The organism is Streptomyces sp. NPDC053427 (assembly GCF_044544985.1).
Classification (GTDB): Bacteria; Actinomycetota; Actinomycetes; order Streptomycetales; family Streptomycetaceae; genus Streptomyces.
In genome coordinates, this window is sequence record NZ_JBITYA010000010.1 from 288,876 (window position 1) to 301,327 (window position 12,452).

The 12,452-nt window shown below is 71.3% G+C and carries 10 protein-coding genes, 1 tRNA gene and 1 pseudogene; 6 read left to right on the forward strand and 6 right to left on the reverse strand.

Annotated features, from left to right (window positions below):
* Positions 1 to 507: 507 nt before the first annotated feature.
* Positions 508 to 1,188, forward strand: coding sequence for a TetR-like C-terminal domain-containing protein (locus ACIGWZ_RS27750; protein ID WP_400069227.1), 681 nt, complete (start codon positions 508 to 510; stop codon positions 1,186 to 1,188).
* Between the two features lie 61 nt (positions 1,189 to 1,249).
* Here the strand turns inward: ACIGWZ_RS27750 and ACIGWZ_RS27755 are convergent, their stop codons facing one another.
* Together ACIGWZ_RS27755 and ACIGWZ_RS27760 are read right to left on the reverse strand one after the other, a co-directional pair.
* A complete protein-coding gene (locus tag ACIGWZ_RS27755; RefSeq protein WP_400069229.1) occupies positions 1,250 to 2,710 on the reverse strand; it encodes an aminopeptidase P family protein in 1,461 nt (486 codons plus the stop codon).
* 153 nt (positions 2,711 to 2,863) lie between these two features.
* The gene (locus tag ACIGWZ_RS27760; protein WP_400069231.1) at positions 2,864 to 4,438 is read right to left on the reverse strand and encodes a PP2C family protein-serine/threonine phosphatase; all 1,575 of its coding nucleotides are present in this window, start codon (positions 4,436 to 4,438) and stop codon (positions 2,864 to 2,866) included.
* Between the two features lie 723 nt (positions 4,439 to 5,161).
* On the opposite strand from ACIGWZ_RS27760, the gene ACIGWZ_RS27765 reads away from it, so the two are divergent.
* Both ACIGWZ_RS27765 and ACIGWZ_RS27770 read left to right on the forward strand, forming a co-directional pair.
* Positions 5,162 to 5,836, forward strand: a complete 675-nt coding sequence (locus ACIGWZ_RS27765; RefSeq protein ID WP_400069232.1) for a bifunctional DNA primase/polymerase — start codon at positions 5,162 to 5,164, stop codon at positions 5,834 to 5,836.
* Between the two features lie 201 nt (positions 5,837 to 6,037).
* Complete coding sequence (locus tag ACIGWZ_RS27770; protein WP_400069234.1) at positions 6,038 to 6,742, forward strand: hypothetical protein; 705 nt, start codon at positions 6,038 to 6,040, stop codon at positions 6,740 to 6,742.
* Between the two features lie 191 nt (positions 6,743 to 6,933).
* Here ACIGWZ_RS27770 and ACIGWZ_RS27775 read toward each other — a convergent pair whose 3' ends face one another.
* From ACIGWZ_RS27775 to ACIGWZ_RS27785, 3 genes are all read right to left on the reverse strand, one after another.
* Positions 6,934 to 7,902: a DUF5926 family protein gene (locus ACIGWZ_RS27775; RefSeq protein ID WP_400069236.1), complete on the reverse strand. Its 969-nt coding sequence runs from the start codon at positions 7,900 to 7,902 to the stop codon at positions 6,934 to 6,936.
* Positions 7,903 to 8,092: 190 nt separating this feature from the next.
* Complete coding sequence (locus tag ACIGWZ_RS27780; RefSeq protein WP_400069239.1) at positions 8,093 to 8,761, reverse strand: ATP-binding protein; 669 nt, start codon at positions 8,759 to 8,761, stop codon at positions 8,093 to 8,095.
* Between the two features lie 53 nt (positions 8,762 to 8,814).
* On the reverse strand, positions 8,815 to 9,678 hold the full coding sequence (locus tag ACIGWZ_RS27785; protein WP_400069241.1) for a glycerophosphodiester phosphodiesterase: 864 nt from the start codon (positions 9,676 to 9,678) through the stop codon (positions 8,815 to 8,817).
* 395 nt (positions 9,679 to 10,073) lie between these two features.
* Between ACIGWZ_RS27785 and ACIGWZ_RS27790 the strand changes: the two genes are divergently transcribed.
* The 3 genes and pseudogenes from ACIGWZ_RS27790 to ACIGWZ_RS27800 form a co-directional block, all read left to right on the forward strand.
* Positions 10,074 to 11,600 (forward strand): trypsin-like peptidase domain-containing protein, encoded by a 1,527-nt coding sequence (locus ACIGWZ_RS27790; RefSeq protein WP_400069242.1) that lies wholly within the window; start codon positions 10,074 to 10,076, stop codon positions 11,598 to 11,600.
* Between the two features lie 42 nt (positions 11,601 to 11,642).
* Positions 11,643 to 11,730: transfer RNA gene (locus ACIGWZ_RS27795), tRNA-Ser, on the forward strand.
* A gap of 167 nt (positions 11,731 to 11,897) precedes the next feature.
* A pseudogene (locus tag ACIGWZ_RS27800) lies at positions 11,898 to 12,254 on the forward strand (NUDIX domain-containing protein); the annotation flags it as partial.
* A 3-nt stretch (positions 12,255 to 12,257) separates the two neighbouring features.
* Here the strand turns inward: ACIGWZ_RS27800 and ACIGWZ_RS27805 are convergent.
* Positions 12,258 to 12,395 carry a hypothetical protein gene (locus ACIGWZ_RS27805; RefSeq protein ID WP_400069244.1) on the reverse strand — a complete coding sequence of 46 codons (138 nt, stop codon included), beginning with the start codon at positions 12,393 to 12,395 and terminating at the stop codon, positions 12,258 to 12,260.
* Between the last annotated feature and the right edge of the window lie 57 nt (positions 12,396 to 12,452).

The window sequence follows — 12,452 nt, forward strand, 5'->3', positions numbered from 1 at the left end:
CGCCCGTCCCCAACCCCCTCGGGCCGGCCTGCCGAGGGGCTTGTCAATCGGCTCGCCCCGAGGGCGGCGGACGGAGAGAGCAGCGCCGCGGCCGGCGCGGCGAGAACGGTGACGATCAGAACGACGGAGAGCCGCCGGCGCTCAACGGCGGGCGGGGCGTGCGGAGTTACCGGATGGCTGGGGTTACTGGCTTACGGGCGGCTTTGCGGCGCGAGGGGGGACGGCTGCCGGACGTGGCGATCAGCGACGTCGGTGGAGCGCCGGGACCGGAGTCCGTTCGGGCAAACACCCCGTGGTCAAACCGGGGCGAACATCGGCAGTTGGCTAGCTGGCCGGAAATCGCCCTAACGGGGCGCTGTGCATCGCCGTCTCGCAGCGTGAGGACCTCCCCCGCGGCGTCCCCTGACCCTGCGAGACCGGCGTGCACCACGATTAACGCGAAGTTGCTCGCGTTAATCTGGTTTGGACAATACTTGGCGTGAACCCGCACTGCAATACGGAGGCGCCGTGACCACTGCGCACCAGGCCTCGGGCGAGTCCCGTCCCGGAGGGCGTACTGCGCGCACCCGGCAGGCCGTACTGGCTGCCGTCTTCGAGGAGTTGGGCCAGGGCGGCTTCGCCGCGCTGAGCATGGAGAAGATCGCGCAGGCCTCGGGAATTCACCTTGCGACGCTCTACCGTCGCTGGCGCTGCGTAGAGGGGCTGGTCTGCGATCTTCTGACGGGGCTGAGCGCCGAAGTGCCGCTGCCCGACACCGGGACGCTGGAGGGGGACCTGCGGGTGCTGGCCCGCACGATAGCGGCGTTCTACGCGGACGAACGGATGCGCAGCCTCATAGAGGCGGTGGTCTCGGCCGCGGCGCGCGACGCGGAGGCCGCCACGGTGCTGCGGAATTTCTTCGCGGAGCGGCTGCCGCTGGCCGGCCGGATGGTCGACCGGGCCATCGAGCGCGGTGAACTGCCCGCCGATACGGACCCGGAGATGGTGATGACGGGCCTCGGCGCGCCCTTCTACTACCGGATCCTGATAGCCCGGCGCCCCGTGGACATGGCCCTGGGCGAGTCCGCCGCCACCGCGGTCTGGGCGGCGGCCCGCGCGGGCGCGTACACGAAGGCGGCCGCCCCGGACGCCCCGGCCACCACGGACACCTCCGGGGCCCCTGAGCCTCCCGAGGCCCGCGAGACGTGAGACGCGAGACGGCCGGTGACCCCGCCCTCGGGGCCCACCGGCCGTCAGCGCCACACGGCGGTTACTTGGCCAGCAGCCCCGCCATCCATGCCTCGACCTCGTCCGACCGCCGCGGCAGCCCGGCGGACAGGTTCCGGTTGCCGTCCTCCGTCACCAGGATGTCGTCCTCGATCCGGACGCCGATGCCGCGGTACTCCTCGGGCACCGTCAGGTCGTCCGCCTGGAAGTACAGCCCGGGCTCGACGGTGAGCACCACGCCCGGCTCCAGCGTGCCGTTGACGTACGCCTCGGTGCGGGCCGCGGCGCAGTCGTGCACGTCGAGGCCGAGCATGTGGCCGGTGCCGTGCAGCGTCCAGCGGCGCTGCAGACCCAGTTCCAGCACGCGCTCGACCGGGCCCTCGATCAGGCCCCACTCGACCAGCTTCTCGGTGAGCACCCGCTGCGACGCGTCATGGAAGTCGCGGAAGGCCGCGCCCGGCTTGACCGCCGCGATGCCCGCCTCCTGGGCCTCGTACACCGCGTCGTAGATCTTGCGCTGGAGGTCGGTGTAGCGGCCGTTGATCGGCAGGGTGCGGGTGACGTCGGCGGTGTAGAGGGTGTGGGTCTCCACGCCGGCGTCCAGCAGGAGCAGGTCGCCGGAGCGGACCCGGCCGTTGTTGCGGACCCAGTGCAGGGTGGTGGCGTTCGGGCCCGCGGCGCAGATGGAGCCGTAGCCGATGTCGTAGCCCTCGACGCGGGCGCGCAGGAAGAACGTGCCCTCGATGTAGCGCTCGCTGGTGGCTTCGGCCTTGTCGAGGACCTTCACGACGTCCTCGAAGCCGCGCACCGTCGAGTCGACGGCCTTCTGCAGCTCGCCGATCTCGAACTCGTCCTTGATCACCCGGGCCTCGGACAGATACACCCGCAGCTCTTCGTCGCGCTCGGCGGTGACCTTGTCGTTCAGCGCGGCCTCTATGGCGGCGTCGTGACCGCGGACCACCCGGACCGGCCCGGTGGCCTCGGCCAGCGTGCCGGTGAGGTCGCGTACGTCCTTGCAGGGGACGCCGAGCAGCGCCTCGGCCTCGGACAGGCTGTGGCGGCGGCCGACCCACAGCTCGCCCATGCCGTTGAGCCAGAACTCGCCGTTCTCGCGGTTGGAGCGGGGCAGGCGGTGGAGCGTCGCCTCGTGGGAGTCGCCCTTGGGCTCCAGGACCAGCACGCTGCCGTCGGTCTGGTCGCCGGTGAGGTAGACGTACTCCGTGGCGGCGCGGAAGGTGTACTCGGTGTCGTTGGAGCGGGTCTTGAGGTTGCCCGCCGGGATCACCAGCCGCTCGCCGGGGAAGCGCGCGGACAGTGCGGCGCGGCGGCGGGCGGCGTTCGGGGCCTGCTCGATCGGCTGGAGATCGCGCAGCTCGGTGTCGGCCCAGCCGCTCTTCATGTTCTCGGCGAGCTCGTCCGATACGCCCGGGTAAAGGCCGTTCTTGCGCTGCTTGATCGGCTGCTCGTCCTCGTCCGGGGTCTCCGGCGTGAGCTCGTCGGTCACAATGCCTCCTTTTAAGAGTGAACCGCCATCCATCGTATGTGCGAACGGGAAACGGTCCAGAGGGCGGAGGATGTGACCTCTCCGGCACACCGGGGCGTACGGAGGGCAGACCCCCGCGGAGACGGGGCGTACGGAGGACGGACCCGGGCCGGACTACTCCTCGAAGCGCGCCGCCATCAGCACCACGTCCTCCTCCGATGCCGGATCGTCGAGCCTGCCCTGCGGCAGCATCGCGCGCACGATGTGATCGACGACCGCCTCCGGATCATGACGGCTCGCCCTCGGGACGCTCGATGCGGCGGCGTGCAGCCGGGCGAACGCCCGGTCCATGGCCTCGCCGGTGCGGTGCAGCAGCCCGTCGCTGTAGAGGAGCAGGGTCTCGCCGGGCGCCAGCTCGATCTCCACGCTCGGCGCTTCCCAGCAGGCGAGCATGCCCAGCGGCGCGGACAGCGTGGTCTCCACGAATTCGGTCCGCAGGTCGCCGAGCAGCAGCGGCGGGCAGTGGCCGGCCCCGGCGAGCAGCAGTTTGCGGGGGAACGGATCGTCGAGACCGGCCGGCATCGGGGGCGCGGGAGGTCCGCCCGGTGCGCCGGGCGGCGGCTCGGTGAAGGCGAACAGCGCGGTGGCGCTGCGCGCGGGCTCGGTCAGCCGCAGCAGCAGCTCGAGGTCGGAGAGGACCGCGACCGGGTCCTCGCCTTCCATGACCGCGTAGGCGCGGAGCGAGGCGCGCAGCCGCCCCATGGCCGCCACCGCGCTCGGCCCGGAGCCGGTGACCGAGCCGACGGCCAGGCCCAGCGCGCCGTCGGGCAGCGGCAGCGCGTCGTACCAGTCGCCGCCGCCGCGCGGACCGGTGCCGTGCCGCACCGCGAGCCGTACGCCGGGGACCCTTGGCAGCCGGCTGGGCAGCAGCTCCTCGCGGAGGGTGGCGGTGTCCTGTTTGCTGCGGTGGAGTTCGAGGAGCCGGGCGAGATGTTCGGCGGCGTGGGCGCGGTAGAGGCCGATGAGGTGGCGCTGGCGGTCGGTGGGGACGGCGGGTTCGTCGTAGAGCCAGACCGCGGCGCCGGTTCTGCCGATGGGGTCGGCGATGAGCGGGACGGCGTAGCTGGCGGCGTAGCCGAGCCGGGCGGCGACCTCGCGCAGGCGGGGGTCGAGATCCTTTTCACCGGGGATGTCGGGCTCGGAGATCTCCGTACGGGGGTCCCCGTCCTTCTCCGCACGGGAGTCGTCGGCGGCGCCCGGTTCCGGAAGGCCGTCCAGTATCCGCGCGTACGACAGGGCGCGGCGGGGGATGGTCTCGATGTGTCCGATGTCGGCGTGGCCGAGGCCGAGGCCGATGGTGGTCTCCGGGCCGAGCCCGTCCGCCGGTGCCAGCACGACCAGGCCGCGGCGCGCGCCGACGAGAGAGGCGCCGGCCCGCAGGAGTTCGTGCAGGGCCTCGTTCAACGTCCGGGTGCGCGCGAGCTGTTCGGTGAGGTCGTGCAGCGTGCTGAGGTCCGAGATCCAGCCGGCGAGCCGGTCCTGTACGGCGGCGATGCGGTCGACGGGGGAGGCGTCCGGAGAGCCGGAACGGTGGCCGTCGGGAAGGGCGTTCTGAGGGGAATCGGGGGTTTCGGGGGAGTCGGAGGCGGTGTCCGCGGCGGCCTTGGGCGTGAGCGGATCGGCAGTGTGCGCGGGGGCGGGAAGAGCTGGTTCGATTCCAGCCACTTTCGGTACGTGAGGGACGGTCATGGCCGACGACTCAGATCTGGCTTGTTATAACACCAGGTCAGGCCGCAGTTTGTTAGGGAGTGCGGCATTTTGTTGAGTGATGCTGTGCGGTATGTTTGGCCGCTCAATTTCCTCAATAGCATCGCAAACCCCCATGTCATGCTGCTCCGCTATCAATGCCTCCACATGTACACGCACCAGCGATGTGATGTCCAGCATTGTCCCGGTGGGGTTTGTGGTGTCAACGAGGTCTGTAGATTGGCCTAAAAATAGCCCCCCTGGCGTCAATTTGAGGTCGACTGACGGCCATCGACAGCGCGTCATATGCACGATGGCGGGTACGTACTCGGAAAGGTGCGGGGCCAGTTGAGCCCGCGCCGGAACCCTCCAGCGAGCGCGGGCGTCTCATACGACGACGACCGCGACGCACTCCCAAGTGGCGGGATTGCACCACAGAACCGCAAGCGCCATGCGTGCGCCACCCTCCGCCACGTTCCACGCTCGACGTACGGCGTGATGCGCTGCCTTGTACACGCGGTGACAAATGATCCACGTGGCGTGATCGGCCCCGGGGCCCCGAGACCGGGTAGCGGAACCGGGTCGTACGGATCGGTTCCGGCCGTTTGAACGCCACACAGCGGCATGCGTGAAGCAGCACGTGAAGATGCGTGAAGCAGCAGGTGTGCCGCGGCATGCAGTGCGATGGACATAGCCCTCGGCGTTAACGGAAAGGAACGAGCGCTCATGCGCGAGATCCTCGGAAGGCGACGCAAGCTCCTGTTTCGGCGCGGTGGGAGGTCGGCTGCGCTCGGTGCGGCGCTCCAGTGCGCCACCGAGTGGCGGTGGCCCGTACTCCCGGGTGTCGGCCTGCGGTCCGGTGGCCGGGGCGCCCGCAGGTGCAGCTGTCCCGATCCCGACTGTGTGGTGCCCGGCGCGCACCCCTTCGACCCTGGGCTGCTGGCGGCCACGACCGATGAGCGGATGGTGCGCTGGTGGTGGGGCAACCGCCCCGATGCCCCGGTCGTGCTGGCCACCGGCGGCCGTGCGCCGTGTGCGGTGAGCCTGCCGGCCGTCGCCGGTGCGCGGGCGCTGGCGGCCCTGGACCACTTCGGCGTACGCATCGGCCCGGTGGTGGCCACGCCCACCCGCTGGTCGCTGCTCGTATCGCCCTATGACCTCGCGGAGTTGGGCGAGCTGCTGCACTCCCAGGACTGGGTTCCCAGCTCGCTGCGGTTCCATGGCGAGGGCGGCTATGTGGTGCTCCCGCCGTCGGGGATCGGCGCCGGCAAGGTGCGCTGGGAGCGGCCGCCGGCCGCCGGCCCGGCCGGGCTTTGGCTGCCGACCGTGACCACGGTCGTGGACGCCCTGGTGGCGGCGAGCACCAGCACTCCGGACGGCGGCAGTCGGCTCGCCTATTAGGCGGCCGCGGGCCCTCCGGCAGGTGGCCGGAAAGAACGCCCGCGCGATTCACCCGTACGGGTGCGAGCGGTGCGGCCGACTACGGGAAACGGGTGTCCGGGCGCCCGGGGGCACCCCCGTGGCCCGATAGGTTCGGCGCACCGTCCAGCCGTCGCGGCCGTCGATCGCCTCGGCACCCCAATCGCCTTGCAGGTAGGTCCCATGCAGCGTGCGCCGAAAATCCGCCTGCTCTCTCTCGCGGGTACGGCGGTGCTGGCCGTCGTCGTACCGCTGGCCGCCGCGACGGCCGGTCCGGCGGACACCGCCACATGGGTCGATGACGCGCTCACCGGGTCCGGCGCCCGGCTCGCGGCCGCGGCCGGGAGCGCGCCGGAGAACACGCACGGGAGCAAGCGGGAGAATCGGCCCGGAAGCAGGCCCGATGGCGCGAGGGACAACAAGGCCGAAAAACCCGCCGACAAGGCCGAAAATGGTCGTAGCGGTCGTGCTTTCCGCGGCCCTCTGGCCGGTCTCGGCCTGCCGCTCCTCTCCGGCGGCGACCGCACCGTCCGCTGCGGGCCCGAACTCGGCTCTCCCCGGGGTATCGAGGCGCAGACCTGCGTGCTCGCCGAGAAGGGGCTGACCTGGGCGCGGACGTACTACCGCAATGCCACCGGCGACCCGCTGCGGGCCGTGCTGACGCTGCTGCGGCCGGACGGCCGGAGCGTCCAGGTGCACTGCGAGGTGCCGGCGGCGGGCGTGCCGGGGGTGTGCGAGACGCCGATCGGGGCGACCCGGCACCGGGGACGGCTGCGGTACGACGCGGTGGCGGAGGTCTCGGATGCGGCCGGGGAGCGGCTGCTGCTGCGCTCGGGCGCCAACTCGGCCCCGGAGGGCGAGGCTTCGGGCCCGCGGCGGAAGAGCTGAGCGCCGTCCGGGTCCGGACATGGAAGCGCCCGGTCGCTGGCGACGGGGGATGCACCAGCGACCGGGCTTTTAGAACCGTAACAAGAGATCGGCGGTTCGCAAATTCGATCGTGGATTTCCGGACGCCTATTTACCCGTGCGTAGGGGCAGTTGTGACCGGCGTCACTCGTGGGGCGTCCGGGGTGCCACGGTCAGCTCAGGGTGATCTGCCGGTTGGTGAGGCCGCCGCGCGCCCGGCGCTCCTCCGGGGTCAGCGGGGCGTCGGAGGCGAGCGCCGCCGTCAGCCGCTCGGCGAATTCCGCGGCCGGTCCGGCGACCTCGTCTGCGCCCATCGAGGACGGCAGGTCCCAGACCGGGACGACCAGGCCGTGCGCGCGGAAGGAGCCGACCAGTCGGGTGCCTTCGCCGAGCGACGCCGTACCCGCGACGTGCAGCCGGGCCAGCGCGTCCAGCAGCTTCTCCTCGGGGTGCGCGGTGACCCAGCGCAGATGGTTCTTCTCCGGGGCCTCGCACCAGTAGGCGCCCTCCAGGCCGGGGATCCGGGCGGTCGGGATGGCCGCGGCGTTGGCCCGCTCCAGAGAGGCGGCGACCTCACCGGTGGCGTTCTCGGCGTTCTCCACCCAGAACTCGAAGCCGGTGTGGACGGTCGGCTCGAACGGCGCGTGCGGGTCGAGCAGATCCTGCAGGCGGGGGCCGTCGGAGGCGGGGCGTCCGGCGGCGACCGGGTTGCCGGGCTCGGCCTCGAGCGCGCGCTGGAGGGTGTCCGCCAGGTCGCGGCTGATGTCGCCGGAGGCGGTGTCGTTCTGCAGGCCGAGCAGGACCGCTCCGTTGTCGCGGCGCAGCGCGGGCCAGGCCATCGGCAGTACGGTCGCCAGCGTCACCGACGGGACCCCCTCGGGCAGTCCGCCCTTGAGCGTCAACTCGGCCGTGGCGGCGGGCACCAGCTCGCGCAGCGCCACCCAGTCGCACTCGCCGGCCAGGCCCTCGAACGGGCGCTGCACCAACTCGGTGACGGCATGCGCCGCCTGCCGTCCGTGACACGCCTTGTACCGGCGGCCGGAGCCGCATGGGCAGGGCTCGCGGGCGCCGACGACGGGCACCTCCCCGTCCTTGATCTTCGGTGCTGCGGCCTGGGGCTGGGGACGGCGCTTCTTGGCCATGGCGGCGGTGTCTCCTGGTCGTTCCGGGGCGTTCGGATGCGCCCGGAGTCCTACAGAGACATGCGCGGACGCGCTTCGGCGCGAGCCTAGAGGAGCGCCACCGAAATTGCGCCGCTCACGCCGCCGGGGTCGCCTGGGCGCCGCCGGAGCCGTCCCTCGACGGCCCGTCAGCCGCCCGTCGCCGGCCGGTCTACGTCTCGTCGAAGTCCGTGAAGGTCAGCCCGAGCGCCGGGCCCCTGCCCAGTCCCCCCGTGAGCGTCTGCGGCAGGTCCACGCGCGTAGCGAAAGAATCCTGCAGCGGCAGAACCGCCCAGACCGTCACCTCGCCGTCGGCGGTGTCGCGTACGCCCCAGTCCTTGGCGAGCGACCGGATGATCGCCAGGCCGCGGCCGCCGTGTGCGGTGACCGAGGGAGTGGCCGGAAGCGGTCGGGTCGGCCCGCCGCCGTCCGTGACCGAGACGGTCAGCCGGCCCTCGGTGTCGATGCGCCAGGACGCCCGTACGGATTCCCGCAGGGGGCCCCGTGAGGCGCCGCGGGACGCTCCGTTTCCGTAAACCGGCGTGCCGTTCTCGTATATCGGACGCGCATGCCGACACGAATTGCTCAACAGCTCCGAAAGAATAAGAACCGCGTCATCGACGACTGTGTCCTGAACTCCACTTGCCAACAGTTCGTCACGCATGCGCCGCCTGGCCATGCCCACACCCGCTGGACCATGGGGTACGGCCATGATCGACGACGTCGGCACCTCTTGTGCCACCACCAACGCCACCCCCGAGACCTCCTTTGCCCCACGCCACGGGTTGAATGCCCCAATGGACTGGACCGGAAACCGGCCAAGCGGCATACAGTGACGCACTCGACACTCTCGAATACGGGTCGAATGCGCCGGTGCACACCCTGTGAAGGGCTTTAGGTAAGGCCGAGTTGGGTTCGCACCTGTTTGGGGCGATTTGTAATCACGGCATCGACGCCCAGGTCGCGGCACAGCTCGACATCCGCCGGTTCGTTGACGGTCCATACGTGGACGCGATGGCCCGCGCGATGGGCCCTGGCGACGTACTCCGGGTGCGCGCGCAGGATGCGGATGCCGGGGCCCGCGATGCCGACGCCGGGCGGCAGCCGGCCGTCGCGGTGCCGCGGGGTGAGGAATTGCATGAGGTAGACGCCGGGGATGTCCGGCGCGGCGGCCCGTACGCGGTGCAGCGAGCGCGCCGAGAAGCTCATCACCCGGACCGCCGGCGTCCGCGCGCCCGCCGTGGCCGGTTTTGTATGCCCGAACCGGTCGAGCAGTTCGACCAGCCGCTCCTCCACCTGTCCGGCCCAGCGCGTCGGGTGCTTGGTCTCGATGGCCAGCTCGACCCGGCGGTCCGCGTCGGCGACCAGCTCCAGCAGCCGCTCCAGGGTCAGCACGGACGTCCGCTCGGGATCCTCGTGCTGCCGGTCGGGCGCCTCGAGGGGGTCCAGCGCGTCCGGGCCGCCCGCACCGCTCTTCCAGGATCCGAAGTCGAGGCTGGCGAGGTCGGCCAGCTCCAGGGCGGAGACGGCGCCCCGCCCGTTGGAGGTGCGGTTCACCCGCCGGTCGTGCACGCACACCAGGTGGCCGTCGGCGGTCAGCCGGACATCGCACTCCAGGGCGTCCGCCCCGTCCTCGATCGCCTTGCGGTAGGCGGCCAGCGTGTGCTCCGGAGCGTCCTCGGAGGCGCCCCGGTGGGCGATGACGGAAATGGCCGGCGGACCCGAACGGGCGTCCTTGGCGAGGCGTGCTGAGGTCACCGCGTTATCGTGCCATCCGCCGCCGTGCGGCCGGTCCCGAGGTGCTCGGTGGACGACGCCGCGGATGCGTCCGAATTGTCCGGCATAAAGAATGAGGGAACAGTCACAGCCTCGGCTTACGGTGCCCTGACGCGCCATGGGAAAAGCTGGATGCGGGGCCGTAGTGGTCCGGCGGCCCGTGCGGCCGGCATTCCCGTAGGGACCGCCTGCCCGTATGGCCCGTATCGGCGGCATCCTTGATGCTGGGGCCTGGGCCTTGGATTCCGTATCCCGCGGCATCCGTACCCCCAGGGTGAAGAGGAGCTGCCGGACACCGGACCGAGGAATCGCCGGCCCGGGAATTCATGGCCCCACGGGTCGTGGACCGGCACAGTCGTGAAGCTGAGGAGAGATCTGTGAGCACCGAGAACGAGGGAGCCGACGTCCCGTCGGAGGCCACGCCGCCGACCGGGCCGCAGGCGTCGGACAGCGTCCCCGCGTCCGCCTCCGGCGCCCAGACTCCGGACGTCCCACCGGCACCGCCCGCGCCCCCCGCGGCACCCCCGCCGCCGGGATTCGAGCCGACCGCCGCCGCGGGCCGGCCGGGCGACACCGCCGGGATGCCTTCCGCGCCCGGGGCGTCCGCACCGGGCGGCAGCCCCTGGGAGCAGTCCCACGCACCCGGCGGACCGGGCCCGTCCCAGCCCGAGCGGACCGCCCAGTTCCCGTACGCGACCGCCGGCCACGGCTCGTCCGGCGGCGGCTGGGGTTCCCACGGGGGTGGCGCTGACAGCGACTTCTGGGGCGCCCCGCCCCCCAAGCGGCGTAACGGTGGCATGATCGCCGCTCTCCTGGTGGCCGCGCTGGTCGCGGGCGGGATCGGCGGCGGCATCGGCTTCTGGGCCGCGGGCCGCAATGACACCGGCTCGACGACGGTCTCGGCGAGCGGCAATCCCGAGGCGCTGAACCGCAAGCCGACCTCGGTCTCCGGGATAGCGCAGAAGGCGCTGCCCAGCGTGGTGACGATCGAGGCGCAGGGCGCGACCGGCGAGGGCGGCACGGGCACCGGCTTCATCTACGACAAGCAGGGCCACATCCTCACCAACAACCACGTCGTCTCCAGCGCGGCCGACGGCGGCAAGCTCACCGCCACGTTCTCCAACGGCAAGAAGTACGACGCCGAGGTCATCGGCCGCGCCCAGGGCTACGACGTCGCCGTGATCAAGCTCAAGAACGCTTCGGGCGCTCCGCTCAACCCGCTGCCGCTCGGCAAGTCCTCCCACGTCCAGGTCGGCGACGCCACGATCGCGATCGGCGCCCCGTTCGGTCTGTCCGGCACGGTCACCACGGGCATCATCAGCGCCAAGGACCGCCCGGTGGCCTCCAGCGACGGCGACGGCACCAGCGCTTCGTACATGAGCGCCCTCCAGACCGACGCCTCGATAAACCCCGGCAACTCCGGCGGCCCCCTGATGGACGCCAGCGGCAACGTGATCGGCATCAACTCCGCCATCCAGTCCGCCGGCAACGGCGGCGGCATGGGCGGCGAGTCGCAGCAGTCCGGCAGCATCGGGCTGGGCTTCGCCATCCCCATCGACCAGGCCAAGCGGGTGGCGCAGGACCTGATCAGGAACGGCCGGCCGGTCTATCCCCAGATAGGCGTCCAGGTCGGCATGAAGGACACCGGCGACGGCGCCACCATCGCCCAGGCGGGCAACAACGGCACCGACTCGGTCACCCCGAACGGCCCCGCCGACAAGGCGGGCCTGCGGCCCGGCGACACCATCACCAAGCTCGACAGCACGGTGATCGACAGCGGCCCGACCCTGATCAGCGAAATCTGGCAGCACAAGCCCGGCGATCAGGTCACCCTGACGTACCTGCGCGGCGGCAAGGAGCACACCGCCCAAGTGACCCTGGGCCAGCGCACGGGCGACAAGTGACGCGCTAGTCTGATCCCGCGACACCGCACACCGGTGCCGCGGGGAGGCTTGCCCGAGCGGCCTAAGGGAACAGTCTTGAAAACTGTCGTGGGGTAACCCCTCACCGTGGGTTCAAATCCCACAGCCTCCGCAGGTAGTTGGCCCTTGACCAGGGATTTCCCGGTCGGGGGCCTTCTCCGTTACCGATCGCCGTACATCCGCGGCTGACCGTTCTCGACCACGTTTTACCGCCCTGTCCGGCACGGATCTGGCACGGATCTGGCACGTGCAGGGGCTCGTCCGGACGTATGTGATCTCCACCGCTTCATCACCGACCCGTGGGCCTGGGAACTGCCCATGGGACTGATGGAGGAGGGCGAGTCGCCCGAGGCCGCTGCTGCCCGTGAGGTGGAGGAAGAGACCGGCCGGCGGCCTGGTCCGATGAAGCCGTTGATCTACGCCGAGCCCGCGAACGGGATCACGGACTCACCGCACCACGTGTTCCGGGCGGACGGTGCGACCCACATCGGCGCACCGACGGAAAGGAACGAGTCCGACCGCATCGAGGGAGTACCGCTGGATCGCGTGCGGACCATGATCGACCGGCGGGAGGTCGTCAGCAGTGGCTCCCCGGTCGGCCCGCCGTACGTGCTGAGGGACGCATCGATTCGCTGACGGTCACGGCAGCGTGGCCCGTAGCCGTGCCTCGAACGCGATGGCTGCGGGCTCCTTGCGGAACGGCGCCAGGTGCTGGTGCGTCGCCAAGTCCAGCGGTCGGGCGGACAGTCTGTGGCCGGAGAGGAACGTGATGAGCATGGAGACATCCATCGCGTTGCGCGAAGCGGCATGTGATGTCTGTGCCAGTGGAGTTGG